The sequence below is a fragment of the Halomonas faecis genome (assembly GCF_010993975.1).
GTDB lineage: Bacteria > Pseudomonadota > Gammaproteobacteria > Pseudomonadales > Halomonadaceae > Halomonas > Halomonas faecis.
Window position 1 is genome coordinate 104,805 of the sequence record NZ_JAACZO010000058.1, and the last position, 24,501, is coordinate 129,305.

Here is a 24,501-nt window from a genome sequence, read left to right on the forward strand (position 1 = left end):
CTAAGCCCCCGCTCGGGGAGGATACGTCAATTACCGAACGCCCCGCCGGCAGAGCCGGCGGGGCGTTCGGCTTTGTGGGGCGCGTGCCCCTTTCGCGTGCCTATTCAGCCAGATGCCGGCAGATATTGCTCTAGCGTCGTGCAGCGATGCTGGGATTTTTATGCCATCGTCAGCGTTGAATCACGGTTTTTCTGGGGATATCACGCTTGTGGAACGGACCTTGCTAAGGTCTGCGGACATGCCGGAACGGCATGCATGCATTGGATTCAGTCCCAACAACGATATCAACGCAACGAGGAACATCATCATGCGATACAACAACAACAAGCTTGTCTTGCTGACATCGGCGGCCGCGCTGACCCTGGGAGCGACCGGTCTGGTCTCGGCCGCCACCCTGGAGGATACACGCGAGAACGGCGCCGTGCAGTGCGGTGTCAGTGATGGCCTGCCGGGCTTTTCCGCGCCGGACGACGAGGGCAACTGGCAGGGGATCGACGTCGACGTGTGCCGGGCCGTGGCGGCCGCCGTGCTGGGCGATGCCGATGCGGTGCGCTATGTCTCGCTCAACGCCGTCGAGCGTTTCACCGCGCTACAGTCCGGCGAGGTGGACATGCTGTCGCGCAATACCACCTGGACCACCACCCGTGACACCACCCTGGGCCTCAACTTCACCGGGACCAACTTCTATGACGGCCAGGGTTTCCTGGTGTCCCGCGACCTGGGCATCTCGAATGCCAGCGAGCTGGACGGCGCCGCTGTCTGCGTACAGTCCGGCACGACCACCGAGCTCAACCTGGCCGACTACTTCCGTGCCAATGACATGGAATTCCAGCCCATCGTCTTCGATACCTCCGAGCAGACGGTGGGCGGCTTCGAGGCCGGCCGCTGTGACGTGCTGACCTCCGACACCTCCCAGCTGGCCGCCCTGCGCATCCAGCTCTCCGATCCGGAGGGGGCGGTCATCCTGCCCGAGGTGATCTCCAAGGAACCGCTGGGACCCGTGGTTCGCCAAGGAGACGACCAGTGGTTCAACATCGTGAAGTGGTCGCTGTTCGCCATGCTCAATGCCGAGGAGATGGGGATTTCCAGCGACAACGTCGACGACATGCTCGATTCCGAGAACCCCAACGTGGCACGTCTGCTGGGCCAGGATGGCAACTACGGCGAAAGCATGGGCCTCGAGGCCGACTGGGCCTATGACATCATCAGCCAGGTAGGTAACTACGGCGAGATCTATGATCGCAACGTGGGCATGGATTCGCCGCTGCAGATCGAGCGTGGGGTCAACCGTCTATGGACCGAGGGTGGCCTGCAATACGCACCGCCCGTCCGCTGAACCGCTAGCGATGTCGGCCTGATCGACACCCAGTGGTTCATTCGTGCCTGCCGGCCCGGCTATCCCGGGCCGGCAGTCTCATGTCCTGCTTGACGGATCCAGGCGGAGAATTCTTCATGTCCGTTCGACCCCAGGCCCGACCCGCGGGCCCCAAGCCGCCCTTCTGGCGCGATCGCGCCAAACGGGCGCTGCTCTTCCAGGCCGTATTGATTGCCGCCGTCGCGGCCTTTCTGCTCTACATCATCGGCAACACCCAGGCCAACCTCGCGGCTCGTGGCATCACCACCGGCTTCGGCTTTCTGACCAACACCTCGGGCTTCGGTATCGTCCAGAGCCTCATCGACTACTCCTCGCAGAGCACCTACGGGCGCACCTTCATCGTGGGCTTGCTCAACACCCTGCTGGTCTCGGCGCTGGGGGTACTGGCGGCGACGATCATCGGCTTCACCGTGGGCATTGCCCGCCTTTCGCCCAACTGGCTGATCGCTCGCCTTGCCAGCGGGTATATCGAGATCTTCCGCAACATTCCGCTGCTGCTGCAGATATTCTTCTGGTATTTCGCCGTGCTGCAGGCCTTGCCAAGCCCGCGGCAGAGCCTCTCTCTCGGGGAGACGGCCTTTCTCAACGTGCGCGGTCTGTTTCTGCCCGAGCCACAATTTCTGTCCGGCTTCGGCCTGATTCCCGTTGCCTTCGTCGCGGCCATTGCGGCCAGCGTGGCACTGGTGGTCTGGAACAGGCGTCGCCACGAGGCCACGGGCCAACGGGTACCGGCCGGCTGGCTCTCGCTGGGCCTGATCATTGGCCTGCCCCTGCTGGTACTGGTAGTGACCGGCGTACCGGTGACCTGGGAGGTACCGGAGCTGCGCGGCTTCAATTTCGGTGGCGGCATCACGATCATTCCCGAGTTTCTGGCGCTGTGGCTGGCGCTCTCCATCTACACGGCATCGTTCATAGCCGAGATCGTGCGCTCGGGGATTCAGGCGATTCCCCACGGTCAGACCGAGGCGGCCCAGGCGCTGAGCCTGCCCCAGGGGCTGGTGCTGCGTCTGGTGATCATTCCCCAGGCATTGCGAGTGATCATTCCACCGCTCACCAGCCAATACCTCAACCTGATCAAGAACTCCTCGCTGGCCACGGCCATCGGCTATCCCGACCTGGTGTCGGTGTTTGCCGGCACCACGCTCAATCAGACGGGGCAGGCCATCGAGGTGATCGCCATGACCATGGCGGTATACCTCACCATCAGCCTGCTGGTGTCGCTGTTCATGAACTGGTTCAACGCCCGCGTGGCGCTGGTGGAACGCTAGGAGAGCGCCATGACCCACAACGACGAGATGATTCCCGAACGCCCGGCGCCGCGCCTGACGGTGGGGCCGCTGGCCTGGCTGCGGGCCAACCTGTTCAGCGGTCCGGTGAACAGTCTCTTCACCCTGCTCGGGCTCTACCTGCTCTACGTGCTGCTCACCCCGGCGATCCAGTGGGCGCTCATCGACGCCGACTGGATCGGCACCAGCCGCGACGATTGCTCGCGGGAGGGGGCCTGCTGGGTGTTCGTCAATGCGCGCCTCGGCCAGTTCATCTACGGCCTCTACCCGGGCGACGAGATCTGGCGTATCAATGTGATGTTCGCCACCTTTGCGGCACTGCTGGCTTGGTTGGCCATTCCACGGCTGCCGTTCAAGCGCTGGGTGGCGCAGGTCACCCTGTTGGTCTTCCCGGTGTTCGCCTACGTACTGCTCTATGGCGGGCACTTCGGGCTGCCCGTGGTGGAGACGCACCGCTGGGGCGGGCTATCGCTGACCCTGATCCTGGCTACGGTGGGCATGGTGGCAGCCCTGCCCATAGGGATCGTGCTGGCACTGGGGCGGCGCTCGCAGATGCCCATCGTGCGCAGCGTCTGCGTGGTGTTCATCGAATTCTGGCGCGGCGTGCCGCTGATCACCATTCTGTTCATGGCCTCGGTGATGCTGCCGCTGTTCCTGCCCACCGGCATGAGCATCGACCGTCTGGTGCGGGCGCTGATCGGCATCACCCTGTTCCAGAGCGCCTACATGGCCGAAGTGGTGCGCGGAGGCCTGCAGGCCATTCCCAGAGGACAGGAGGAGGCTGCAGCGGCCCTGGGCATGGGCTACTGGCATCGCATGGGCCTGATCGTGCTGCCCCAGGCGCTGAAGATGATGATCCCGGGAATCGTGAATACGTTCATCTCGCTGTTCAAGGACACCACCCTGGTGATGATCATCGGCCTGTTCGACCTGCTGGGCATCGTGCAGGCGGCACTATCCGATTCACGCTGGCTGGGCTTCGCCGTCGAGGGCTATGTCTTCGCGGCGCTGATGTTCTGGATCTTCTGTTTCAGCATGTCGCGCTACAGCCAGTATCTGGAGCGCAAGCTGCACACGGGGCATAAGCGATAACGCCGCGCCAAGCGCTACCCAAACGAGGAATGACAACGATGAGTGAACAGGCAATCGATTCTCAGGCCGGCGCGGCGACCTCCATGGTCGAGATGCGCGGCGTCAACAAGTGGTTCGGCGACTTTCATGTGCTGCGCGACATCGACCTGGAGGTGAGTCGTGGCGAGCGCATCGTCATCTGCGGGCCTTCGGGGTCCGGCAAATCGACGCTGATCCGTTGCATCAATCACCTGGAGGAGCACCAGCAGGGCGAGATCGTAGTGGGTGGTGTGCCGTTGACCCAGGACGTCAAGCGCATCGAGCAGATACGGCGCAGCGTCGGCATGGTTTTCCAGCACTTCAATCTGTTTCCCCACCTCACGGTGCTGGAGAACTGCTGCCTGTCGCCCATGTGGGTGCAGAAGAAGCCACGTCGCGAGGCGGAAGCCCAGGCCATGCAGTACCTGGAGCGCGTGCAGATCGCCGAGCAGGCCAGGAAGTATCCGGGGCAGCTATCCGGCGGCCAGCAGCAGCGCGTGGCCATTGCCCGCTCGCTGTGCATGCATCCCGAGGTGATGCTCTTCGATGAGCCCACCTCGGCGTTGGATCCGGAAATGATCAAGGAGGTGCTCGATGTGATGGTCGAGCTGGCCCACGATGGCATGACCATGCTCTGCGTGACCCACGAGATGGGGTTTGCCAAGACCGTGGCGGATCGGGTGATCTTCATGGATCAGGGCCAGATCATCGAGGAGAACGCGCCCGACCCCTTCTTCAACGATCCGCAGTCGGAGCGTACGCAGTTGTTCCTCAGTCAGATTCTCGGTCACTGAGGCGGATTAGTCGGCGGTGGGCTCCATTCTGGCGTCGCCGCCGGCCAGGTCGGATAGCTGCCAGTAGCCCACCGCGCGGTTGCGGCCGGCGTGCTTGGCGGCGTAGAGCGCCTGGTCGGCCTGGGCAATGGCCAGCGTATGGCCGTGGCGCCGTGTCGAAGCGTTGGGCAGGCTGGCAATGCCCAGGCTGACGGTAATGGGAATCGTCAGGGCGGTCTCGGCCTCGAGCTGAAAGGGAGCGTCGGCGATGCACGTGCGCAGACGTTCGGCGATCTGCAACACTTCCGGCTGCGCCAGTCCGCTCACCACGATGACGAACTCTTCGCCGCCCAGCCGGGCCAGGCCGTCATGGGCGCGTAGCTCACCGCCGAGTCGCTGGGCCAGCAGGCGCAGCAGCGCATCGCCGGCGGGATGGCCGTGGCGGTCGTTGACCGGCTTGAAGTGGTCGATGTCGAGCAGCAGCAGGTGGTGGGGCGCATGGTCGTCGACCAGGGTCTCGTCGAGGTGTCGCCACAGCCCACGGCGGTTCAGCGTACCGGTGAGCTCGTCGTATTCGGCGGCCACCAGGGCACGTTCCTCGCCCTGCTTGCGCTGGCTGACGTCGATGATCAGTCCCGCCAGGCTCTGTGCGTTCTGACTGGGGCCCCTGACCACCTCGGCAACGATCTCGTGCCAGCGCGTTTCGCCTCGTTCGGTGATCAGGCGCACATCGAGACGCCAGCTACAGGAAGTGCTGCACAGGCAGCGTCGCAGCCGTTGCCAGAGACGCTGACGATCTTCGCGGGCGATGTGGGCCAGCAGGCGGCGTATGGGCAACCGGGCGTAATCGTCCGGGTAGCCCAGGGTGCGCAGCAGCGCGCGGGAGCACCAGGTGGCACCGCTGCGCGGGTCGACCTCCCAGATGCCGCAGTCGGTGACGCGCTGGAAGAGCTCGATCTGGCGGCGCCGGCTGGTGAGCTGCTGCCGGTAGATGGCCGAGGCGATCAGCTCGGTGGCCACGCGCAGCGCCTGCAGGCCGGTACCCTGCCAGTCGAGGGGGCGTTCGCAGTCGTCGATGCCCAGGGTGCCCCACCATCGACCGTTGACCATGATCGGTACGGTGACCATGGAGCGGATGGCCTGGCTCTCGAGATTCTGGCGCAACGGACCTGCTGGCATGGCTTCGACGACGAAGCCGTGTGCCTCGCCGCGCTGTCGAGCGGCCACCATTTCCCGGTAGATCGGATCGTCGAAGAAAGTCGTGAAGAAGCGAAAGCGCTTCTGAGTGAGTTGGCGGTAACGCGGCTGGGACGCCCATTCGAAGACGTAGTCCTGTACCACGGCGTCGTCCTGCAGCTCGATGGTCTGGAATATCCATATCCGGCTGGCGCCGCAGGCCTCACCCAGGTAGGCAAGCAGGCGGTCGACGCCGTCGCCCCAGAAGCGCGGCTCCATCACGGCCTGACTGCCGCTGGCCAGAGCAGCGAGCAGGCGGGGCGCATCCGGGGCGATGGGGTCCGGCATGAGGGGGCTCGTCCTTGGGCATTGCCTCGATGATACTCATCGGCTACGCCAAGGCAATGACGTTTGCCGGCATCAGCGGTCGACGATCACGGTGCTGCGTCAACGGTCGCTGCTCGATCGCGGTAAGCAGGATCTGCAACGGATCCCCGTGGCTGACCAGCAGTACGGTTTCCTGGCGATACTCGCGCTCCAGGGCATCGATCACGGCGACCATGCGTTCCGCCACGCTCGTCACGCTTTCGACGCCGAAATCGCAGTGATCGGGGTCTCGGGCATCGTGCTCCCAAATCGTGGGGTAGCGGTCGTCGGGTTCGCCTTCCAGGTTGCCGAAGTCACGCTCTCGCAGGCGGAGATCCGGGTGCGCAGTGAGGCCGAAGCGGGCGGCGATCCGCGCCGCGGTCTCGGTGGTGCGCAGGAAATCCGAATGCCAGAGACGGGTGGGAGCGGGCCAACGCCAGTCGTCGACCAGTCGTGCGAGCTGTGCATGCCCCTCCGGTGACAGGCCGTAGGCTTCCAGCCCATGCTGCGGACGGCTGACGATCACCCCCTGCGCATTGGCTTCGCTATGGCCATGGCGCATGAGAAGGTAGCGGTTGCGGCGTCGGATCACAGCGTGAAATCTCCCGTTTGACATGGAATTGTCATGTTACCTAGATTGAAACAAGGCTTTCGCATGCGAGCATGGCATGCGGTTTCGTGTTCGATTTCGCACAGACGGTCGGCCGCTGCATCCGGCGCCTATCGGCTAATGTAACGAAGTGAGTTCAACAACAACAGATAGAGAGGCACGCCATGACTTCCCATCCGGTTTTTCTCAAGCGCATACCGGGCGCGCTGTCTTACGTATCGCTGTGCTCCCTGACCCTTCTGCTGTCATCGGCGGCAATGGCTCAGGAGGACTGCCCGCGAGGCGATCTGGACGACATCTACTGCGATCGGGATGGCGACCTGGTTGCCGACCAGCCAGCGGATGAATCGCAGTGGGTCGATCCCGACACGCTGATCTTCGCCTATACGCCGGTGGAGGATCCGGCCATCTATGCCGATATCTGGCAGCCCTTCATCGATCACCTCGAGGAGGTCACCGAGCGTGACGTGCGCTTCTTCGCCGTGCAGTCCAACTCGGCGCAGGTAGAGGCGATGCGCAGCGGGCGTCTGCACATCGCCGGCTTCTCCACTGGGCCGACGCCCTTTGCGGTCAACCTGGCCGGCGCCGTGCCCTTCGCGCTGATGGGCTCCGACGACGGCCAGTTCGGCTACACCTTGCAGCTCTACACTCACGTGGACTCCGACATCCACGAGATCGAAGATCTCAAGGGCAAGCGCGTGGCGCACACCTCACCCACGTCCAATTCCGGCAATCAGGCGCCCCGGGCCTTGTTCCCCGAAGAGGGGATCGTGCCCGACGAGGACTACGAAGTGATCTACTCCGGCAGCCACGATCAATCGATGCTCGGGGTGGTGGCGCGCGACTACGACGCCGCGCCGGTGGCCTCCGAGGTGGTCGAGCGCATGGCCGATCGCGATCTCTACGATCCGGATGACGTACGGCTTCTCTATGAGTCCGATCGTTTCCCGACCACTTCTTACACCTACGCCCACGACCTGCATCCGGACCTGGTCGACAAGATCGAAGAGGCCTTCTTCTCCTTCGAGTTCGCCGGTACCGAGCTGGGCGAGGAGTTCGATGGTGTCGAGAAGTTCATCCCCATCAACTACCAGGAGCACTGGAAGGTCATCCGCACCATCCAGGAAGCCAACGGGGTCGAGTACACGCCCGACAACCTCGAGTGAGGCGTTCCTTCGATGCCGGCAGCCGCCCGATGGCGGCTGCCGGCGAGCTTTCGTCTGCGTATCAGTCCGGATACTTTCATGCTAGAAATTTCCAACCTGACCAAGCGCTACGGTCGTGATGCTCCGGTACTCGAAGGGCTCGACCTGACGGTTGAAGGCAATAGCGTGGTGGCCATCGTTGGCGCCTCGGGTGCCGGCAAGAGCACGATGCTGCGCTGCATAAACCGCCTGGTCGAGCCCACGTCCGGCTCGATCAAGCTCAACGGCAGCGAGCTCGTCACCCTCAAGGGTGCCGCCCTGCGCCAGGCCCGGCGCAAAATCGGCATGGTCTTTCAGGGCTTCAATCTCATCGATCGGTTAACGGTGATGGAGAACGTGCTGGCCGGCCGGCTCGGCTACGTCAATCTCTACCAGGCGGTCACGCGGCGCTATCCTCAGGCTGACATCGACCGCGCTTTTTCTCTGCTCGAGCGGGTGGAGATCGCCCATTATGCCAACAAGCGGGCAGACGCTCTGTCCGGTGGCGAACGCCAGCGCGTCGGCGTGGTACGCGCACTGATGCAGGAGCCGGAGATCCTGCTCGCTGACGAGCCGACGGCATCGCTCGACCCGCGCACCTCCGAACAGATCATGCGGCTCTTGCAGAGCCTGGCCAGTGAGCTGTCGTTGCCGGTACTCATCAACATCCACAACGTCGCTCAGGCCAAGGCGTATACCGAACGCATCGTCGGGCTGCGCCACGGGAAGATGATCTTCGACGGCGCGCCCGAGGATTTCACCAAGGAGGCGCTGGACGCCATCTATGGCGGCATCGAAGCGCCCGACGACGAGCTGATCGAGACGTCGACAGCGGTCCCGCGCCACGGCGCTCGGGGGGTGGCGCATGACTCGTTCTAGTCCTGCCTCCTCGACGGCCGAGCGACGAACGTGGCGCAAGCCGCCCTTCATCGCCAACTCCTGGTTGCGCTACGGCCTGTGGATAGTGGTGGTGGCCTATCTCGTCTGGGCGCTGGGCTCGCTGCCGTTCAACTGGGAGCGCATTGCCGAAGGCCTGCCGCGCGCTGCGCGGATCTTCGGTGGCGGTTTCCCGCCCAGCTTCGAGCGTGCCGACCTGCTCTTCACCGGCTTCAAGGAGAGCCTGCAGATCGCCATTCTGGCGACGCTGCTCGGGGTCATGCTCTCGATTCCCTTCGCGGTGATGGCCGCGCGCAACCTGGCTCCACGCCCCGTTTATCTGCTGGGGCGTGGGGTGATCATCGTCTCGCGCAGCTTCCATCCGGTGATCGTGGCAATCCTGTTCGTGGCGGCGGTGGGTTTCGGCCCACTGGCCGGCATCCTGACGCTGACTCTCTACTCCATCGGGTTCGTCGGTAAGCTGCTTGCTGAGGAAATCGAGGAGATCGACTGGGGGCAGGTCGAGGCGATGAAGGCTACGGGGGCGGGTTACTTCGCGACCCTGGTCTATGCGGTCTTTCCGCAGATCCTGCCGCGCCAGGTCGGGCTCTCCATGTACCAGCTGGACAGCAACCTGCGCGCCTCGGCGGTAGTGGGCATCGTCGGTGCCGGCGGCATCGGCGGCACCCTGATGAACGCCTTCGGACGCTATGACTACGACTTCGCTTTCGCCATCCTGCTGGTGATCATCGCGGTGATCCTGGTCAGCGAAGGCGTCAGCGGCTGGGTAAGGAAGCAGATATGGTAGACAAGTCGTCCACCGTGGAAGGACGCGTCTGGCAGCGCTACGCTGGCCGCCAGCGCCTGATTCGCTACGTCGTGCTGCTGCTGTCGATGATGGTGCTCTACTGGGCGGTCAGCGACATCGACATCTTCTGGCCCTGGGTGTGGGATGCGCCCAATCAGATCGGCAGTCTCGGTGCACGCATGTGGCCGCCCGATCCGAGCGGTCTCGGCGAGATCGTGGCGGCGCTGCTCGAGACGGTGCACATCGCCACTCTGGCCACGGCAATGACCCTTTTCGTGGCCCTGCCGGTCTCTTACATCGCGGCTCAGAACACCACTCCCAATCGGGCCTGCCTGTGGTTGGGCCGCTTCATTCTGGTGGCCAGTCGTTCGGTGAACACCATCATCTGGGCGCTGCTGTTCGTGGCGATTTTCGGCCCGGGCGTGCTCGCCGGGATACTCGCCATCATGTTCCGTTCCATCGGCTTCGTCGGCAAGCTGATGGGCGAGGCCATCGAGGAGATCGACCGTCGGCCGGTGGAGGCCATGCAAGCCACCGGGGCCAGCAAGGCCAAGGTGATCGCCTATGCCGTGGTGCCCCAGGTGATGCCGGCGTTCTTTGCCATCATCATCCTGCGCTGGGACATCAACATCCGTGAATCCACGGTACTGGGGCTGGTCGGTGCCGGCGGCATCGGGGTGATCCTGCAGGGCGCCATCGATACCTTCGCCTGGCCGACGGTCGCCACCATCCTGATTGCCATCATTACCCTGGTGTTGCTGGGCGAGGCCGTCACCAGCGTGCTGCGCCGCAAGGTGATATGACGGTTGACCGCCCGATGCCCCCTTGCCAATGTTGAAGAGGATGAAGCCGGTCGCCGGGCCTGGCCGGTTTCCCCATCAACCCGCATGAGGAGTGGCTATGACAACGTACATCGTGGTGGCCGACCAAGCCCGGGCGCGCGTATTCACGCGCGATGCCCTCAAGCTGGAAGAGCGGCAGAGTCTGGTGCATGCCGAAGGGCGCCTTCATGAGGGCGACCTGGTGACGGACCGTGGCGGCGACGTGCATGAGTCGACGTCGACCACCGCCCGCTCGGCGGGTGGGGAGAGCGTGGCAACGCAGCACCATGCCGAGCTCTTCGCCAAGGAGGTTGCCGAATGCATTTACCGCGCGCGGGTGGACAACAGTCTGGAAAAGCTGATCCTGGTGGCGCCACCGCGATTTCTGGGGCTGTTGCGTGACAAGCTGGATGGTCCTTCCCGCAAATTGATCATCCACACCCTGGCCAAGGACCTTTCCAAGGCTAGCCTCGCCGATATCCAGCAAGCCGTCAGCGACATGCGCTGATCCTCTGGCCGTGGCCCGGCGTCGTCGCGTCGGGCTGCTTTCTCCTACGGTACGGACGGCAGATCGATCTCGTCGCTGCGCTTCACGCCTTCCGTCATTTGGCGGCACAGGCGGAGGAATTCGCGCATGCCGGTAGCCAGGTACTTGTGGCGGTGCCAGATGAAGGCGAACTGTCGGCTCAGGTCCAGTTCGGGGGTGTGGATGGGGACCAGGCTGCCGCGGCGAAAGGCGTCGCGCAGCGCCAGTTTCGACACGCAGCCGATGCCCAGTCCCGACTCCACGGCCCGCTTGATGCCCTCGGTATGCTCCAGCTCCAGCAAGACGTTGAAGCGCCCACGGCGATGGCGCGCCGCCTGCTCAAGGGTCAGGCGCGTCCCCGAGCCCTGCTCGCGCATGATCCACGCCTCGCGCAGTAGCCGATCGAGCTCTATCGGCCCCTGACCGGCGAGCCGGTGGCGGGGAGAGCAGAACACCGCCAGTTCGTCCTCGACCCAGGGCTGGGTGACCACGTCGTCTTCCTCGCAGCGTCCCTCGATCAGGCCGAGATCGAGCTGGTGATGACGCACGCTGTCGATGATGGCACGCGTGTTGCGCACCGAGAGGCGCACCCGGCTGCCGGGATGGCGCTGCATGAAGTCACTGATCAATAGGGTGGCCAGGTAGTTGCCGATGGTCAGAGTGGCGCCCACATCCAGCGAGCCGATGCCCTGCTGGCCATGCAGCAGCTCCTCGACTTCCTCGGCACGGTCGAGCAGAGCGACTGCCTTGGGCAGCAGCTGAAAGCCGAGGGCGTTGAGCTTGAGGCGCTTGCCGATGCGGTCGAGCAGGCGGCAGTCGAACTGGCGTTCCAGCTCGGCCAGCGCCGTGCTGGTGGCGGACTGGGAGAGTGCCAGGGCGCGTGCGGCGTGGGAGACGCTTTCGTGCTGGGCCACGGCCACGAAGACTTCCAGCTGGCGCAGAGTGAAATGCATGCCCCCTCCCGGTGGTTATCTATCTATAGTATAGATAAACGATATCCATACAATTCAATTAACAGATAAATACGGATCTCTTAGAATCCTCGATACACTTTTTAGGTGGCGTTATTCGCCAATAGAATATCGAGGAGCCGGCATGAGCAAGTTCGCCCTGGAAGATGTCCTGAGCGTCCATCACTGGAACGACACCCTGTTCAGTTTTCGCACCACGCGAGAGCGGAGCCTGCGTTTCAAGAACGGTCAGTTCGTGATGATCGGCCTCGAGGTGGAGGGCAAGCCACTGATGCGTGCCTATTCCATCGCCAGCCCCAACTACGAGGATCACCTGGAATTCTTCAGCATCAAGGTGCCGGATGGGCCGCTCACCTCTCGCTTGCAGCATCTCCAGGTCGGCGATCAGATCATGGTCAGTCGCAAGCCTACCGGAACGCTGGTCACCGACGATCTGCTGCCGGGGCGCAACCTCTACCTGCTCTCCACCGGTACCGGCCTGGCGCCCTTCATGAGCCTGATCCAGGATCCGGAAGTCTACGAGCGCTTCGAGAAGGTGGTGCTGGTGCACGGCGTACGCTCCGTGAGCGAGCTGGCCTACGCCGATTTCATCACCAAGGAGCTGCCGGCCCATGAGTACCTGGGCGAGGAGATCAGCGCCAAGCTGGTCTACTATCCGACGGTAACGCGCGAGGCGTTCCATACCCAGGGGCGGCTCACCGACCATATTCGCAGTGGCAAGCTCATCGCCGACACCGGCCTGCCGGCCATCGACCCCAAGCAGGACCGTGCCATGATCTGCGGCAGCCCGGCCATGCTCGACGACACCAGCGCCCTGCTCGACGATCTGGGCTTCACCATTTCGCCACGCATGGGCGAGCCCGGCGACTACGTCATCGAGCGCGCCTTCGTCGAAAAATGACCCGGCTTCCCCGGGAGCTGGAAGAACGCCCGCTTCGCGGGCTTAAGCTGGAAGCTTGAAGAAAAACCCTTGACCCGAATGCCGGGAGCGACTGGCTGATGTCCAGCTTCCAGCTTCCAGCTTCCAGCTTCCAGCTTCCAGCTTCCAGCTGTCAGACGGCATCCTTGCCGGTTTCGCCGGTGCGGATGCGAATGACCTGTTCGAGCGGGGTGACGAAGATCTTGCCGTCGCCGATCTTGCCAGTGTTGGCTACCTGGGTGACGGCATCGATCACCTTCTCGGCCATATCGTCGTCAACGGCAATCTCTACCTTCACCTTGGGCAGGAAGTCGACCACGTACTCGGCACCGCGGTAGAGCTCGGTATGGCCCTTCTGACGGCCGAAGCCCTTCACCTCGGTGACGGTGATGCCCTGGACGCCGATCTCGGAGAGCGACTCGCGAACGTCGTCGAGCTTGAACGGCTTGATGATGGCGGTCACCAGTTTCATGGTCTGCATCCTCATGGTCGGTCGGGGGTTCGTGACGGTGGACCCGTTAGGTATGGAATCGGGCTGGCTTCAAGCATACACCGCCCTTGGCGGGAAGAAAAAAGGCTCCCCGGGGGGAGCCTTGCTGGAGCATGGACGAGTCACTCGGTACGCGGCTGCCCTGCCGAGGTCGAGGCTGCGTATCCACCGGCCGAAGGGCGGCTGCCTCCGCCGCCATGGATCTTGGCGACGCTGAACTCGGGGTAGGCTTCCAGACCGCACTCGGCGAGGTCCACGCCTTCGTACTCTTCCTCTTCGCTGACGCGGACGCCCATGATGGCCTTGAGGATCAGCCACACGACCAGGCTCGCCGCGAAGACCCAGGCGAAGATGCCGATGATGCCGATGATCTGGGCCCCGAACGCGGCGTCACCGTTGGTGAGCGGTACCGCGAGAACGCCCCAGATGCCGACCACGCCGTGCACCGAGATGGCACCCACCGGGTCGTCGATCTTCAGCTTGTCGAGCATCACGATGGAGACCACGACGATGGCCCCGCCGATGCCGCCGATCAGGGTGGCACCCAGCGCGGAAGGCGACAGCGGATCGGCGGTGATGGCCACCAGGCCGGCCAGGGCGCCGTTGAGGGCCATGGTCAGATCGGCCTTGCGGAACCACAGCTTGGCCAGGACCAAGGCGAAGATCACCCCGCCGGCGGCGGCGGCATTGGTGTTGACCAGCACCTGAGCCACGTTGTTGGCCGAGCCGACGTCGGAGAGCTTCAGCTCCGAGCCGCCGTTGAAGCCGAACCAGCCCATCCACAGGATGAAGGTGCCCAGCGTGGCCAGCGGCAGGTTGGCGCCGGGAATGGCGTGGACGCTACCGTCTTTGCCGTATTTGCCTTTGCGCGGACCGAGAACCAGCACGCCGGCGAGTGCCGCGGCGGCACCGGCCAGGTGCACGATGCCCGAGCCGGCATAGTCGGAGTAGCCGACTTCTGCGAGCCAGCCGCCGCCCCATGTCCAGTAGCCGGACACCGGGTAGATGACGCCGGTCATCACCACGGCAAAGGCCAGAAAGGCCCACAGCTTCATGCGTTCGGCCACCGCACCCGAAACGATGGACATGGCCGTGGCCACGAACACTACCTGGAAGAAGAAGTCGGAGCGCATGGAATAGTAGGGGGCGTCATCGCCACCGGCCGTCACGGCATCCACGGTGTTCTCGCCACCGAGCAGGAAGCCGAAGCTGGGCAAAAAGCCCCCGGCGCTGCTGGAGTACATCAGGTAATAGCCCAGCAGCAGGTACATGGTGCAGGCGATGGCGAACAGGGCAATGTTCTTGGTGAGGATCTCGGCGGTGTTCTTGGAGCGTACCAGGCCGGCCTCGAGCATCGAGAAGCCGGCGGCCATCCACATCACCAGGATGCCGCAGATCAGGAAATAGAAGGTATCGAGCGCGTAGCTCAGTTCACTGAGTTCACTCATGGGGTTCTCTCCTCGGCGTCGTATCGGAAGCGGTAGGCTCAAACGGCATCGGCGCCGCGTTCACCGGTGCGAATGCGGATGACGTCCTCGAGCGGTGTGACGAAGACCTTGCCGTCGCCGATCTTGCCGCTGTTGGCGGCGCCGCAGATGGCGTCGAGCACGCTTTCCAGGCGACTGTCGTCGATGGCGACTTCGACCTTCACCTTGGGCAGGAAGTCGACCACGTACTCGGCACCGCGGTAGAGCTCGGTATGGCCCTTCTGACGGCCGAAGCCCTTCACCTCGGTAACGGTGATGCCCTGAACGCCGTTGTCGGCCAGCGCCTCACGGACGTCGTCGAGCTTGAATGGCTTGATGATGGCAGTGATCAGTTTCATCTCATCTCTCCGGCTGGCTGGGGTGGCATGGACCACCCGGACATGTCATGCCCTGCTTATGCGCAGAGCGTGCCAGTCGTGGTAAAAACAGCCTTTGATCAGTGCGTTGTGGATTGCGGGTCGAGGGATCTTCATGGCGCCGATGGAGGGTGTCGCCGGATGCTGCACCAGGCTGGTGCCGGTGTGTGGTGCAGATGCTCCAGCATGGCGCGCAACGGGAGAATGCGTGGCTGCTGCGCCTTGCGTATCCTGTAGGGATAGCCATCAGCGGTTCCAGGAGAAAACACCATGAGCAGTCAGGACCCCATCAGTCGGCTGGCCCAGCAGCTCGGCGAACGCCTGCAGGGCGCCTCCCAGGCCCCGGAAGAGTTCCAGAAAGCCGCGCAGCAGGTGGTGCGCGGCGCCTTCGATCGCCTGGAGCTGGTCTCCCGCGAGGATTTCGATATCCTCATGGACGTGCTGCAGCGCACCCGCGGGCGCGTCGAAGCGCTGGAGCAGCAGGTCGCTGCCCTTGAGGAGGCGGTAGCGGCGCAGCAAGCAGGCTCTTCGGCATTGCCGCCCGCCGAGAAGGAGAGTGCTCCGAAACCTGAAGAGGATGCCGGCGCGGGCGAGACCGGTCGCTGAGGGAGTGGCGAGCGGCCGATACCCTCGGATGCTAAGCTAGGGTCCTGGCAACCGGAACTGCGAGGGACCGCATGACGCTAGCGATCGTCGCCACGAGGGCGGGGCTGGGCCTGGAAGCGCCCGAGGTGCTCGTCGAGGTGCATCTGGCCAATGGACTTCCCGGCATGACCCTGGTCGGCCTGCCCGAGGCCGCCGTCAAAGAGAGCCGCGAACGGGTGCGCAGTGCCCTCACCAACGCCGGCTTCGATTTCCCCAATACGCGTCGCATCGTACTCAACCTGGCGCCCGCCGACCTGCCCAAGGTCGGCGGGCGTTTCGATCTGCCCATCGCTCTGGGCATTCTGGTGGCTTCCGGCCAACTGCCCGTCGAGGCGCTGGCCGGTATCGAAAGCGTCGGCGAGCTGGCACTCGACGGCCGGTTGCGTCCGATCAGCGGCGTATTGCCCCTGGCGCTGGCGGCACGCCGTGCCGGGCGCAAGCTCATCGTGCCGCGAGAGAATGCCGATGAAGCAGCCCTGGCCGGCGACCTGCCGGTGCTGCCCGCCGATCATCTGCTCGAGGTGGTGGCGCACTTGCTGGGGCAGACCCCGATCGCTACGCACCATCTTGGCAGGCCACCCATCGCCGAGAGCCGTGAGGGCGATCTGGCCGAGGTGCGCGGGCAGCATCAGGCGCGCCGTGCGCTGGAGGTTGCGGCGGCGGGGTCGCACAACCTGCTGTTCGCGGGCCCTCCCGGCACCGGCAAGACCATGCTGGCGAGCCGCCTGCCCGGCATCCTGCCGCCACTCACCGAGGAGGAAGCCTTGGAGGTGGCTGCCATTCGCTCCGTTTGCGGGTTGTCGCTGGCCGAACAGTGGGGAAGGCGGCCGTTTCGGGCTCCGCACCACACCGCCAGCGCCGTGGCGCTGGTGGGCGGCGGCTCCTGGCCGCGGCCCGGCGAGATTTCGCTGGCCCATCACGGCGTACTGTTCCTCGACGAACTCCCGGAGTTCTCGCGTCAGGTGCTGGAGGTGATGCGCGAGCCCATGGAGTCGGGGCAAATCCATATCGCCCGGGCCAGCCACGAGCGGCGTTTTCCGGCTCGTTTTCAGTTGGTGGCGGCCATGAATCCCTGCCCCTGCGGCCATCTGGGCGATCCGCGACAGTCCTGCCAGTGCACGGCGGCACAGATCCAGCGCTACCAGTCGCGTCTTTCGGGGCCGCTGCTCGATCGCATCGACCTGCAGGTGGAGGTGCCGGCCTTGCCCCCGGAGCAGCTCACTGCCCGAGAAACCGGCGAGGATTCCGCTACGGTGCGCGCACGCGTGCTGGCGGCCCGCGAGCGGCAATACGCTCGCGGCACCCTCAACGCCCACCTGAGCGGCCGGGAGCTGGAGTCGGCCTGTGGCCTGTCGAGCGCCGACCGTACCTGGCTGGCCGGCGTGCTGGAGCGACTCAGGCTCTCGGCACGGGCATACCACCGGGTGCTACGGGTAGCGCTGACGCTGTCCGATCTGGCCGGCAAGCCACATCCCGAACGCGACGAACTCATGGAAGCCATCGGTTATCGGCAGTTGGATCGGCAACTCCGTCAGACCTGAGTGGGCAGGGGGCGGCGTGGCTACAGCGCCGTGGCGTCGAAGGCGCCATCGATATGCGTCTCCCATAGCGCGGTATCGTCGTCGGGGCGCAGTAGCGTCAGTGTCAGGCGGTAGGGCAGCAGTTCGCGGTCGGAGAGCACGAGGCGTGGAGCGGAGGCCTCCAGGCGGCTCTCCAGACGCCACTGGTAGGGGTCGGTGCTGTCTGCCATGTCGGGTCGCCAGTCGAGTACCTGGGGTCCGGGGGCGGCGATGCCCAGCAGGGCGCGGGTCAGGCTCTCGCGCACGCGTTCGACGCCCAGGCCCAGTTCGGCGTCCACCTCGGGGGCGGCCAGCAGTAGCAACTGTTGCTCGAGCGGTTGCAGCGCGTCGACCGCGCCGATCTGCTGGGCGGCGCTGCTGCCGAGCCCCAGCAGCGCCTGACGGATCGGCTCGGCGCGCTCGGCCGAACCGGCACACCCGCCCAGCATGAACAGCGCCAGCAATAGTGCCGGAAGTCGCGACGTCAGCATGGCAGTTTCTCCGTTTCCAACTGAGCGATGAAGTCGTCCAGGGCGGCGAACAGTGCTCGGCGAATCGGCTCGGCCTCGTTGACCAGATGGTGACGGGCTTCGGGATGACGGTGAATATGGGCGTTGGGGAACTTGTGTGCCAGCACCGATAGGTTCCACTCCCAGTCCACGGTGAGATCCTGTTCGCCCTGCAGGATCAGGGTGGGCAACTGGCTGGGCGGCAGGGCGAGCAGTTGGGGCATCCAGCGGCGCATGGCACTGATCCAGTGCATGGAGAGACGGTCGGGCTGCAGCGGATCCTGCTCACGCAGGAAGGTGGCGAAGTCGTGATCGGTGGAGTTGGCGCGAAACTTGCGAGGCACCGAGCTCACGAAGGGGCCCACCAGGCGGTGCAGCCAGCTCGACTGGGTCCATCCCCAGGGGCGCACCAGGGGGGCCAGGAGGGCGAGTCCCGACCAGTGGCCATCGTCGGCACGGGTCAGGGCATCGGTGGCCAGAATCGCCGCACCGGTGCTCTGGCCCACGCCGAGCCAGGGGCGTGGCGCGAGGTCGCGCTCGCCGAGCTGATGCTGCAGGGCGCGCAGGCAGTCGGCATAGTCGGTGAAGTCGTCGATGCAGGCACGCCGGCCGCTGGACAACCCGTGGCCTGGCAGGTCCCACAGCACCACGCGCCAACGGTGCTCGAGCAGGCGCTCCAACAGGTGACGATAGAGCCCCAGGTGATCGAAGTAGCCGTGTACCACGAAGGCGGTTCCAACGGCTTGCGGCGGACTCCACACCTGGGTCCAGAGGCGAAATCGGAGCGTCTCCAGGTAGCCGACGTGCAATCCCACCTGCTCATTGAGCAGCGCCTCCAGGCCATAGTGGGCGAAGTAGCGAGCGAGAGAGTCACCGAGCGGGTGTGCATCGTAGGCGGTACTGTCGAAGGGCGCGATGGGCCCATGGGCCTGCAACGGGGAAAAGTCGGTCATCGCAACCTCCGGCGGGATTGGCGGGGCGTCACGCCAGGCAGCGTCGCCGAGCGGGCAGTTTACCTGGCCCACGCCACTCCTTTCGAGCGTTGCGGCGGCGTGGCCGGTCGTCATTGCGTCTCCACCCTATGTCTAGTGGCCGATCCAGGTCTTCGGGTTTACATGTGGAACGATTTTCCACAAAATCGTCGGCATAGCGTGGTCCCATCCCAACATCCGGCTGGCGAGCCATGGGCTCGCCAGCCGTGCACGAGGAGACTTCCCATGTCCCAACGCGTCACTCGCCACCGCCTGCAGGTGGCTGCCGAACTGGATCGCTTCATCAACGAACAGGCGCTGCCGGGCACCGGCGTCGATCCCGAGGCCTTCTGGTCCGGCGTGGATGCGCTCTTTCACGATCTGACCCCGAAAAATCGCGAATTGCTCGCCGAGCGCGATCGCCTGCAGGAGCGGTTGGATACCTGGCATCGCGAGAATCCCGGTCCCGTGCGCGACATGACCGCCTACCGCGGCTTTCTCGAAGAGATCGGTTATCTGGTCGAAGCCCCGGCCAGGGTCGAGGTCACTACCGCCAATGTCGACCGCGAGGTCGCCGTGCAGGCCGGCCCTCAGCTGGTGGTGCCGGTCAGCAATGCCCGCTATGCCCTGAACGCCGCCAACGCGCGTTGGGGTAGCCTCTACGACGCTCTCTACGGCACCGATGTCATCCCCGAGGACGGTGGTGCCGAGAAGACCGCCGACTACAACCCCAAGCGTGGCGAGAAAGTGATCGCCTACGCTCGCGGCGTGCTCGACCGCGCCGCCCCTCTGGCCACCGGTTCGCACCGCGATGCCGTCAAGTATGCGTTGCGCGATGGCCACCTGGTGGTGACCCTTGAGGGCGGTCGTGAGACCGGCCTCAAGGTGCCGGGCAAGCTGGTCGGCTATCGGGGCGATGCCGCCAGTCCCGAGGCGATCCTGCTGGCCAACCACGACCTGCATCTCGAGATCCAGATCGATCCGAGCCATCCCATCGGCAAGACGGACCCGGCCGGTGTCAAGGATCTACTGGTCGAGGCAGCGCTGACCGCCATCATGGACTGCGAGGATTCCGTGGCGGCGGTGGATGCCGAGGACAAGGTCGGCGTCTATGCCAATTGGCTGGGGCTGATGAAGGGCGACCTCAGCGAGGAGGTATCTAAGGGCGGCAAGACCTTCACCCGCCGCTTGCACGCCGACCGCACCTACACCACGCCCGACGGCGGCAGCCTGACCGTGCCCGGCCGGTCGCTGATGTTCGTGCGCAACGTCGGCCATCTGATGACCACCCCGGCGGTGCTCGATGCCGACGGCAACGAGCTGCCGGAGGGTATCCTCGATGGCGTGGTCACCGGTCTGCTCGCGTTGCACGACCTCAAGAAGGGGACGAAGGACCCGCGTAACTCCCGCGAGGGCTCCGTCTACATCGTCAAGCCGAAGATGCATGGCCCCAAGGAAGTCGCCTTCTCGAGTGAACTGTTCGGGCGCATCGAGGACATCCTCGGCATGGCCCGCGATACCCTCAAGATGGGCATCATGGACGAAGAGCGCCGTACCACCGTCAATCTCAAGGCGTGCATTGCCGAGGCGACCTCGCGGGTGGTGTTCATCAACACTGGCTTCCTCGACCGCACCGGCGACGAGATGCATACCGCCATGGAGGCGGGCTCGATGATCCGCAAGGGCGACATGAAGCATGCCGCCTGGATCCAGGCCTATGAGAAGAGTAACGTTCAGGTCGGGCTGGCCTGCGGCCTGCGCGGCCACGCCCAGATCGGCAAGGGCATGTGGGCCATGCCCGACCTGATGGCGGCCATGCTCGAGCAGAAGATCGGCCACCCCAAGGCTGGCGCCAACACCGCTTGGGTGCCTTCTCCCACCGCTGCGGCCCTGCACGCCTTGCACTACCACCAGGTGGACGTCAGCGAGGTGCAGCGTGAGCTGGAAGCCCAGGGCGAACCGGATTACTTGGCTGACCTGCTCAGCGTGCCGGTGGCCGAGAGCCCCGACTGGAGCGACGAAGAAATCCAGCAGGAGCTCGACAACAACTGCCAGGGCATTCTCGGCTACGTGGTACGCTGGGTCGAGCACGGTGTGGGTTGCTCCAAGGTGCCGGACATCCACGACGTGGGGCTGATGGAGGACCGCGCCACCTTGCGGATCTCCAGCCAGCACATCGCCAACTGGCTGCACCATGGCGTGGTCGACGCCGAGCGCGTGCGCGAGACTCTCGAACGCATGGCCAAGGTGGTCGACGAGCAGAACGCCGGCGATCCCGACTACACGCCGATGAGCGCCGATTATGCGGCTTCCACGGCCTTCCAGGCGGCCAGCGACCTGATCTTCAAGGGCCGCGAGCAGCCCGCTGGTTACACCGAGCCGCTGCTGCACCATTGGCGAGCCGTTCACAAGGCGAAATGATCAGCCACGGGCCACGGGCTGTGAGTGGCGAGTCATACTGACGCTCGTCGCTCGTAACGAGATGCGCCCCGGGTACCCGCCCGGGGCGTGTTGCGCTATGGTCAGCCGTCAGGCACCGATAACCACAACCCGCTGCCAGGAGCGCGCCGATGACCGTGATGACCGCCGCCGCCATCGAGGATTTTCTCGACGAGGTCTTTCCCCAGCGTATCGGCACCATCGAAGGTGTCGACGAGATGTGTGCCACCATGAGCCTGGCCATCGAGGACGAGCACCTGCGTCCCGGTGCCAGCGTCTCGGGGCCGACCCTGATGGGACTGGCCGACGTCTGCCTCTACGTGGCGATCCTGGCGCAGATCGGGCCGGAGCCCATGGCCGTGACCAGCGATCTGCATTGCCGTTTCCTGCGTCGCCCGCGCGGCGATCGCGACATCATTGCCAATGCGCGCATTCTCAAGCTGGGACGTCGCCTGGCGGTGGGCGAGGTGCAACTCTTCTCCGCCGGCCATGAAGCGCCAGTGGCGCTGGTCACCGCCACCTATGCGCTGCCGGACCCGGAGTGAGGGGAAGCACTGCACAAATGTCTGCGCGGGCAAATCGCTGCGTTGCGCGGTGCTGGTGCGCCAGCCCGGTCGGAATCCTCACCTATACCCCATAGGCTCCGTTTCCTGCGCTCCGTGCGCCTTGCGATTCACTCCGCTCGCCGATTTGTTCAGCGCTTCCTAAGGCGAGCGCCTCCGCCACACGCACACCAGTAGCGCCAACCACCCAGCGATCAGCAAGAGCCCGCCGAACGGGGTGACGAGCCCCAACCCTCCCCGCCCGCCCGTCAAGGCGAGCCCATAGAGCGAGCCGGAGAAGAGCCCGATTCCCACTGTCCAAAACAACAGCACCAGGCGCTGCCCTGTCAGAGGCGTGGCGGCACGCCACCCCAGCACGGCGAGCATTGCCAGAGTGTGCCACGCCTGGTAGCGCACGCCGGTCTCGAAGGCGGCGGCGAGGCGCGGCGCTAACTGACCCTCCAGGGCATGGGCGCCAAAGGCGCCGGCAATGACGGTCAGCGCCCCGGAAAGCGCTGCGAGGCTCCACCACAGTCGGTCGTGCATGTTCGCTCCTCGCTTGGCTTTGCCGTTACCGTACCCTGCTGCATCGCGAGCGGCTACAATGTGGGCCCGCAACAATGGTCAACGTAGAGAGGACGCCATGCAGATCCAGCTCAACGGCGAAGCCCGCGACCTGGTAGCCGGCCTCACGGTGGCGCAGCTGCTCGACGAGCTGGGCCTTGCCGGCCAGCGTATTGCCGTGGAACGCAACGAAGAGATCGTGCCCAAGAGCGAGCATGCTGCCACCCAACTGGCCGAGGGCGACCGTCTGGAGATCGTCCACGCCATCGGCGGTGGCTGAGCGTATGCCCACGGCGCTAGACCCTTGACCCTGAACCGATAGAAGGCAACTTCGATGACCGATTTCATCCAGGACCAGCCGCTGCGTATCGCCGGCCAGGCGTTCACTTCGCGGCTGCTGGTCGGCACTGGCAAATACCGGGATTTCGACGAGACCGCCGAGGCCGTGACCGCCTCCGGTGCCGAGATCGTCACTTTTGCGGTGCGTCGCACCAACCTGGGCCAGGAGGCGGGCGAACCCAACCTGCTCGACGTGGTACCGCCCTCGCGCTTCACTCTGTTGCCCAACACCGCCGGCTGCTACACAGCCAAGGATGCCGTACGCACCTGCAAGCTGGCTCGCGAGCTGCTCGACGGCCACAAGCTGGTCAAGCTGGAGGTGCTGGGCGATACGTCAACCCTCTACCCCAACGTGGTCGAGACGCTCAGCGCCGCCGAGGAGCTCATCGCCGACGGCTTCGAGGTCATGGTCTATACCAGCGACGACCCCATCGTCGCCCGCGAGCTGGAGCAGCTGGGTTGCTGTGCCATCATGCCGCTGGGCTCGCTGATCGGCTCCGGCCACGGCATCCAGAATCCGCACAATCTTGGCCTGATCATCGAGCAGGCCAAGGTGCCGGTGCTGGTGGATGCCGGCATCGGCACCGCCTCCGACGCCGCGCTCGCCATGGAGCTCGGCTGCGACGGTGTGCTGATGAACTCGGCGATCGCCCATGCCCGCCAGCCGGTGCTGATGGCCAGCGCCATGAAGAAGGCCATCGAGGCGGGCCGCGAGGCCTTCCTGGCCGGGCGCATGCCGCGCCGCCAAACGGCCGACCCCTCTTCGCCCTTCGCCGGTCGTATCAACGGCTGATCCGTCTTCCGAGCTTCGAGCCTACGCATGAATCCGTCGTCACACGACAGTCCCGAATCGACCACCGGCCCGGAAGGGCCCGACGCCCCGCTGCATCGACGCGGCATCAAGAGCTACGTGCTGCGCGCCGGGCGCATGACCCAGGCGCAGAAACGCGGCCTCGAGGAAGTCTGGCCGCGGCTCGGCTTGACGCTGGCCGACGGCCGCCAGGACCTCGACGCTCTGTTCGGGCGCGTTGCCCCGCGGGTGGTGGAGATCGGTTTCGGCATGGGGGCTTCACTGGTCGAACAGGCCGAGCGCCATCCGGAAACCGACTTCATCGGTATCGAGGTGCACATGCCGGGCGTCGGCAAGCTGCTCGACGAGGCCGACAAGCGCGGCCTGACCAACCTGCGCGTCTACCGCGAGGATGCCGTGGCTGTGTTAGAGCAGTGCCTGCCCGAGGCAAGCCTCGACTCGGTGCAGCTCTATTTCCCCGATCCCTGGCCCAAGAAGAAGCACCACAAGCGGCGCATCGTCCAGCCTGCCTTCGTGGCGCTGATTCGCACCCGCCTCAAGCCTGGCGGTACCCTGCACATGGCCACCGACTGGCAGGCCTATGCCGAGTGGATGGCCGAGGTGATGGAGGCCGCACCGGGCTTTGCCAACACGGCCACGGCCGAGACGGCGCCCTATGTACCGCGTCCCGCGTTCCGCCCGCTGACCAAGTTCGAAGCGCGCGGCGAGAAGCTGGGGCACGGCGTCTGGGATTTGATCTACCGCCGCATCGACTGACCCTCTGTCAATGAGGGGGAGAAACCAAAAAAAGCGCCCTCGGGGAGAGGGCGCAGGCAAGACCCTGACCTTGCGAAGAGCAGCAATAAGGGGGCCGTGTGCCAAGGCAAAAAAAAGCGCCTCCAGGGGAGGCGCAGGCAAGACCGTGACTAGCAATGAGGGGGAGAAACCATAGCGAGAAACGCGACGCTTCCCGCATGGGTGTGGCGCCTCATCAACGCCACACCTCTAA

The 24,501-nt window shown here is 64.9% G+C and carries 26 protein-coding genes; 17 read left to right on the forward strand and 9 right to left on the reverse strand.

Features of this window, described 5'->3' with window-relative positions:
• The first annotated feature begins 307 nt into the window (after positions 1 to 307).
• The 4 genes from GFD32_RS18490 (at position 308) to GFD32_RS18505 (ending at position 4,565) form a co-directional block, all read left to right on the forward strand.
• Positions 308 to 1,336: an amino acid ABC transporter substrate-binding protein gene (locus GFD32_RS18490; protein WP_163578046.1), complete on the forward strand. Its 1,029-nt coding sequence runs from the start codon at positions 308 to 310 to the stop codon at positions 1,334 to 1,336.
• A 116-nt stretch (positions 1,337 to 1,452) separates the two neighbouring features.
• Positions 1,453 to 2,643, forward strand: coding sequence for an amino acid ABC transporter permease (locus tag GFD32_RS18495; RefSeq protein ID WP_163578047.1), 1,191 nt, complete (start codon positions 1,453 to 1,455; stop codon positions 2,641 to 2,643).
• A 9-nt stretch (positions 2,644 to 2,652) separates the two neighbouring features.
• On the forward strand, positions 2,653 to 3,753 hold the full coding sequence (locus tag GFD32_RS18500; protein ID WP_163578048.1) for an amino acid ABC transporter permease: 1,101 nt from the start codon (positions 2,653 to 2,655) through the stop codon (positions 3,751 to 3,753).
• 83 nt (positions 3,754 to 3,836) lie between these two features.
• Positions 3,837 to 4,565 (forward strand): amino acid ABC transporter ATP-binding protein, encoded by a 729-nt coding sequence (locus GFD32_RS18505; protein WP_163578138.1) that lies wholly within the window; start codon positions 3,837 to 3,839, stop codon positions 4,563 to 4,565.
• A gap of 6 nt (positions 4,566 to 4,571) precedes the next feature.
• On the opposite strand, the gene GFD32_RS18510 is transcribed toward GFD32_RS18505, so the two are convergent.
• Positions 4,572 to 6,068, reverse strand: coding sequence for a sensor domain-containing diguanylate cyclase (locus GFD32_RS18510; RefSeq protein WP_163578049.1), 1,497 nt, complete (start codon positions 6,066 to 6,068; stop codon positions 4,572 to 4,574).
• 43 nt (positions 6,069 to 6,111) lie between these two features.
• Entirely contained in the window at positions 6,112 to 6,678 is a 567-nt protein-coding gene (locus GFD32_RS18515; RefSeq protein ID WP_320416223.1) for a histidine phosphatase family protein, read from the reverse strand.
• A 182-nt stretch (positions 6,679 to 6,860) separates the two neighbouring features.
• Here GFD32_RS18515 and phnD point away from each other — a divergent pair, with 182 nt between their 5' ends.
• From phnD to GFD32_RS18540, 5 genes are all read left to right on the forward strand, one after another.
• Positions 6,861 to 7,862: a phosphate/phosphite/phosphonate ABC transporter substrate-binding protein gene (gene phnD / locus GFD32_RS18520; RefSeq protein WP_163578050.1), complete on the forward strand. Its 1,002-nt coding sequence runs from the start codon at positions 6,861 to 6,863 to the stop codon at positions 7,860 to 7,862.
• A gap of 78 nt (positions 7,863 to 7,940) precedes the next feature.
• Positions 7,941 to 8,759 carry a phosphonate ABC transporter ATP-binding protein gene (phnC, locus tag GFD32_RS18525; RefSeq protein ID WP_163578051.1) on the forward strand — a complete coding sequence of 273 codons (819 nt, stop codon included), beginning with the start codon at positions 7,941 to 7,943 and terminating at the stop codon, positions 8,757 to 8,759.
• A complete protein-coding gene (gene phnE, locus GFD32_RS18530) occupies positions 8,746 to 9,564 on the forward strand; it encodes a phosphonate ABC transporter, permease protein PhnE (RefSeq protein WP_163578052.1) in 819 nt (272 codons plus the stop codon). The genes phnC and phnE (GFD32_RS18530) overlap by 14 nt, the downstream gene beginning before the upstream one ends.
• Positions 9,558 to 10,367 (forward strand): phosphonate ABC transporter, permease protein PhnE, encoded by an 810-nt coding sequence (gene phnE / locus GFD32_RS18535; RefSeq protein WP_163578053.1) that lies wholly within the window; start codon positions 9,558 to 9,560, stop codon positions 10,365 to 10,367. Before phnE (GFD32_RS18530) ends, phnE (GFD32_RS18535) begins: the two co-directional genes overlap by 7 nt.
• 97 nt (positions 10,368 to 10,464) lie before the next feature.
• On the forward strand, positions 10,465 to 10,893 hold the full coding sequence (locus tag GFD32_RS18540) for a host attachment protein (protein ID WP_163578054.1): 429 nt from the start codon (positions 10,465 to 10,467) through the stop codon (positions 10,891 to 10,893).
• A 44-nt stretch (positions 10,894 to 10,937) separates the two neighbouring features.
• Here the strand turns inward: GFD32_RS18540 and GFD32_RS18545 are convergent, their stop codons facing one another.
• Positions 10,938 to 11,864 (reverse strand): LysR family transcriptional regulator, encoded by a 927-nt coding sequence (locus tag GFD32_RS18545; protein ID WP_163578055.1) that lies wholly within the window; start codon positions 11,862 to 11,864, stop codon positions 10,938 to 10,940.
• Between the two features lie 142 nt (positions 11,865 to 12,006).
• Here GFD32_RS18545 and GFD32_RS18550 point away from each other — a divergent pair, with 142 nt between their 5' ends.
• Entirely contained in the window at positions 12,007 to 12,783 is a 777-nt protein-coding gene (locus GFD32_RS18550) for a ferredoxin--NADP reductase (protein ID WP_163578056.1), read from the forward strand.
• Between the two features lie 151 nt (positions 12,784 to 12,934).
• On the opposite strand, the gene glnK is transcribed toward GFD32_RS18550, so the two are convergent.
• The 3 genes from glnK to GFD32_RS18565 all read right to left on the reverse strand — a co-directional run bounded on the left by glnK (position 12,935) and on the right by GFD32_RS18565 (position 15,116).
• Positions 12,935 to 13,273 carry a P-II family nitrogen regulator gene (gene glnK, locus GFD32_RS18555; protein WP_163578057.1) on the reverse strand — a complete coding sequence of 113 codons (339 nt, stop codon included), beginning with the start codon at positions 13,271 to 13,273 and terminating at the stop codon, positions 12,935 to 12,937.
• Positions 13,274 to 13,413: 140 nt separating this feature from the next.
• Positions 13,414 to 14,739, reverse strand: a complete 1,326-nt coding sequence (locus GFD32_RS18560; RefSeq protein ID WP_163578058.1) for an ammonium transporter — start codon at positions 14,737 to 14,739, stop codon at positions 13,414 to 13,416.
• 38 nt (positions 14,740 to 14,777) lie between these two features.
• The gene (locus GFD32_RS18565; RefSeq protein ID WP_163578059.1) at positions 14,778 to 15,116 is read right to left on the reverse strand and encodes a P-II family nitrogen regulator; all 339 of its coding nucleotides are present in this window, start codon (positions 15,114 to 15,116) and stop codon (positions 14,778 to 14,780) included.
• A 288-nt stretch (positions 15,117 to 15,404) separates the two neighbouring features.
• Here GFD32_RS18565 and GFD32_RS18570 point away from each other — a divergent pair, with 288 nt between their 5' ends.
• Together GFD32_RS18570 and GFD32_RS18575 are read left to right on the forward strand one after the other, a co-directional pair.
• Complete coding sequence (locus tag GFD32_RS18570; RefSeq protein ID WP_163578060.1) at positions 15,405 to 15,740, forward strand: accessory factor UbiK family protein; 336 nt, start codon at positions 15,405 to 15,407, stop codon at positions 15,738 to 15,740.
• 71 nt (positions 15,741 to 15,811) lie between these two features.
• Positions 15,812 to 17,320, forward strand: coding sequence for a YifB family Mg chelatase-like AAA ATPase (locus GFD32_RS18575; protein WP_163578061.1), 1,509 nt, complete (start codon positions 15,812 to 15,814; stop codon positions 17,318 to 17,320).
• Between the two features lie 20 nt (positions 17,321 to 17,340).
• On the opposite strand, the gene GFD32_RS18580 is transcribed toward GFD32_RS18575, so the two are convergent.
• Together GFD32_RS18580 and GFD32_RS18585 are read right to left on the reverse strand one after the other, a co-directional pair.
• Positions 17,341 to 17,829 (reverse strand): hypothetical protein, encoded by a 489-nt coding sequence (locus GFD32_RS18580; RefSeq protein ID WP_240455706.1) that lies wholly within the window; start codon positions 17,827 to 17,829, stop codon positions 17,341 to 17,343.
• On the reverse strand, positions 17,823 to 18,800 hold the full coding sequence (locus tag GFD32_RS18585; protein ID WP_163578062.1) for an alpha/beta hydrolase: 978 nt from the start codon (positions 18,798 to 18,800) through the stop codon (positions 17,823 to 17,825). Before GFD32_RS18585 ends, GFD32_RS18580 begins: the two co-directional genes overlap by 7 nt.
• A 264-nt stretch (positions 18,801 to 19,064) precedes the next feature.
• On the opposite strand from GFD32_RS18585, the gene GFD32_RS18590 reads away from it, so the two are divergent.
• The gene (locus GFD32_RS18590; RefSeq protein WP_163578063.1) at positions 19,065 to 21,239 is read left to right on the forward strand and encodes a malate synthase G; all 2,175 of its coding nucleotides are present in this window, start codon (positions 19,065 to 19,067) and stop codon (positions 21,237 to 21,239) included.
• Positions 21,240 to 21,388: 149 nt separating this feature from the next.
• Positions 21,389 to 21,802 carry a PaaI family thioesterase gene (locus tag GFD32_RS18595; protein ID WP_163578064.1) on the forward strand — a complete coding sequence of 138 codons (414 nt, stop codon included), beginning with the start codon at positions 21,389 to 21,391 and terminating at the stop codon, positions 21,800 to 21,802.
• 159 nt (positions 21,803 to 21,961) lie between these two features.
• Here GFD32_RS18595 and GFD32_RS18600 read toward each other — a convergent pair whose 3' ends face one another.
• The gene (locus GFD32_RS18600; protein WP_163578065.1) at positions 21,962 to 22,345 is read right to left on the reverse strand and encodes a DUF423 domain-containing protein; all 384 of its coding nucleotides are present in this window, start codon (positions 22,343 to 22,345) and stop codon (positions 21,962 to 21,964) included.
• A 97-nt stretch (positions 22,346 to 22,442) separates the two neighbouring features.
• Here GFD32_RS18600 and thiS point away from each other — a divergent pair, with 97 nt between their 5' ends.
• From thiS to trmB, 3 genes are read left to right on the forward strand one after another with little or no spacing between them, the layout of a single operon-like run.
• The gene (gene thiS / locus GFD32_RS18605) at positions 22,443 to 22,643 is read left to right on the forward strand and encodes a sulfur carrier protein ThiS (protein ID WP_163578141.1); all 201 of its coding nucleotides are present in this window, start codon (positions 22,443 to 22,445) and stop codon (positions 22,641 to 22,643) included.
• A gap of 54 nt (positions 22,644 to 22,697) precedes the next feature.
• On the forward strand, positions 22,698 to 23,495 hold the full coding sequence (locus tag GFD32_RS18610; RefSeq protein ID WP_163578066.1) for a thiazole synthase: 798 nt from the start codon (positions 22,698 to 22,700) through the stop codon (positions 23,493 to 23,495).
• Between the two features lie 27 nt (positions 23,496 to 23,522).
• Positions 23,523 to 24,269: a tRNA (guanosine(46)-N7)-methyltransferase TrmB gene (trmB, locus tag GFD32_RS18615; RefSeq protein WP_163578067.1), complete on the forward strand. Its 747-nt coding sequence runs from the start codon at positions 23,523 to 23,525 to the stop codon at positions 24,267 to 24,269.
• Positions 24,270 to 24,501 lie beyond the last annotated feature (232 nt).

Bases quoted from the DNA above. Each gene is read 5' to 3' on its own strand.
- GFD32_RS18610 (WP_163578066.1), top strand. From the start codon at position 22,698: ATGACCGATTTCATCCAGGACCAGCCGCTGCGTATCGCCGGCCAGGCG.
- GFD32_RS18545 (WP_163578055.1), bottom strand. From the start codon at position 11,864: ATGCATTTCACTCTGCGCCAGCTGGAAGTCTTCGTGGCCGTGGCCCAG.
- GFD32_RS18585 (WP_163578062.1), bottom strand. From the start codon at position 18,800: ATGACCGACTTTTCCCCGTTGCAGGCCCATGGGCCCATCGCGCCCTTC.
- GFD32_RS18490 (WP_163578046.1), top strand. From the start codon at position 308: ATGCGATACAACAACAACAAGCTTGTCTTGCTGACATCGGCGGCCGCG.
- phnC (WP_163578051.1), top strand. From the start codon at position 7,941: ATGCTAGAAATTTCCAACCTGACCAAGCGCTACGGTCGTGATGCTCCG.
- GFD32_RS18540 (WP_163578054.1), top strand. From the start codon at position 10,465: ATGACAACGTACATCGTGGTGGCCGACCAAGCCCGGGCGCGCGTATTC.
- phnE (WP_163578053.1), top strand. From the start codon at position 9,558: ATGGTAGACAAGTCGTCCACCGTGGAAGGACGCGTCTGGCAGCGCTAC.
- phnE (WP_163578052.1), top strand. From the start codon at position 8,746: ATGACTCGTTCTAGTCCTGCCTCCTCGACGGCCGAGCGACGAACGTGG.
- GFD32_RS18570 (WP_163578060.1), top strand. From the start codon at position 15,405: ATGAGCAGTCAGGACCCCATCAGTCGGCTGGCCCAGCAGCTCGGCGAA.
- trmB (WP_163578067.1), top strand. From the start codon at position 23,523: ATGAATCCGTCGTCACACGACAGTCCCGAATCGACCACCGGCCCGGAA.
- thiS (WP_163578141.1), top strand. From the start codon at position 22,443: ATGCAGATCCAGCTCAACGGCGAAGCCCGCGACCTGGTAGCCGGCCTC.
- GFD32_RS18600 (WP_163578065.1), bottom strand. From the start codon at position 22,345: ATGCACGACCGACTGTGGTGGAGCCTCGCAGCGCTTTCCGGGGCGCTG.
- GFD32_RS18510 (WP_163578049.1), bottom strand. From the start codon at position 6,068: ATGCCGGACCCCATCGCCCCGGATGCGCCCCGCCTGCTCGCTGCTCTG.
- GFD32_RS18560 (WP_163578058.1), bottom strand. From the start codon at position 14,739: ATGAGTGAACTCAGTGAACTGAGCTACGCGCTCGATACCTTCTATTTC.
- GFD32_RS18565 (WP_163578059.1), bottom strand. From the start codon at position 15,116: ATGAAACTGATCACTGCCATCATCAAGCCATTCAAGCTCGACGACGTC.
- GFD32_RS18500 (WP_163578048.1), top strand. From the start codon at position 2,653: ATGACCCACAACGACGAGATGATTCCCGAACGCCCGGCGCCGCGCCTG.
- GFD32_RS18575 (WP_163578061.1), top strand. From the start codon at position 15,812: ATGACGCTAGCGATCGTCGCCACGAGGGCGGGGCTGGGCCTGGAAGCG.
- GFD32_RS18595 (WP_163578064.1), top strand. From the start codon at position 21,389: ATGACCGTGATGACCGCCGCCGCCATCGAGGATTTTCTCGACGAGGTC.
- GFD32_RS18590 (WP_163578063.1), top strand. From the start codon at position 19,065: ATGTCCCAACGCGTCACTCGCCACCGCCTGCAGGTGGCTGCCGAACTG.
- GFD32_RS18580 (WP_240455706.1), bottom strand. From the start codon at position 17,829: ATGCTGACGTCGCGACTTCCGGCACTATTGCTGGCGCTGTTCATGCTG.
- GFD32_RS18495 (WP_163578047.1), top strand. From the start codon at position 1,453: ATGTCCGTTCGACCCCAGGCCCGACCCGCGGGCCCCAAGCCGCCCTTC.
- GFD32_RS18550 (WP_163578056.1), top strand. From the start codon at position 12,007: ATGAGCAAGTTCGCCCTGGAAGATGTCCTGAGCGTCCATCACTGGAAC.
- phnD (WP_163578050.1), top strand. From the start codon at position 6,861: ATGACTTCCCATCCGGTTTTTCTCAAGCGCATACCGGGCGCGCTGTCT.
- glnK (WP_163578057.1), bottom strand. From the start codon at position 13,273: ATGAAACTGGTGACCGCCATCATCAAGCCGTTCAAGCTCGACGACGTT.
- GFD32_RS18505 (WP_163578138.1), top strand. From the start codon at position 3,837: ATGGTCGAGATGCGCGGCGTCAACAAGTGGTTCGGCGACTTTCATGTG.